Here is a 352-nt window from a genome sequence, read left to right on the forward strand (position 1 = left end):
CATCGATATCAGTTCCATTGATACTGATACCGATGACCAGACCTTGAGTTTGACTGGAAACACATTGGCAATCGCAGATGGTAACTCCGTGGATCTGAGTGGCTATGTGGATACAGACGACCAGACCTTGAGTCTGACCGGAACCGATTTGAGTATCGCTGATGGAAATACAGTAGACATTAGCTCCATTGATACAGATGATCAAACATTAAGCTTATCTGGTACAGATTTGAGCATTGCAGATGGAAATACCATTGATATCAGTTCTATTGACACGGATACCGATGACCAGACTTTGAGTTTGACTGGAAACACCTTGGCTATTGCGGATGGTAACTCCGTTGACTTGAGC

General features: G+C 43.8%; 1 protein-coding gene. It reads left to right on the forward strand.

The annotated features are described in order from the left end of the window. Window positions 1-352 (forward strand): hypothetical protein (locus tag M3P19_RS16870; RefSeq protein WP_417953937.1); only part of this gene is annotated, 352 nt, incomplete at both ends.

This window comes from Flagellimonas spongiicola (assembly GCF_023502425.1).
GTDB classification, from domain to species: Bacteria; Bacteroidota; Bacteroidia; order Flavobacteriales; family Flavobacteriaceae; genus Flagellimonas; species Flagellimonas spongiicola.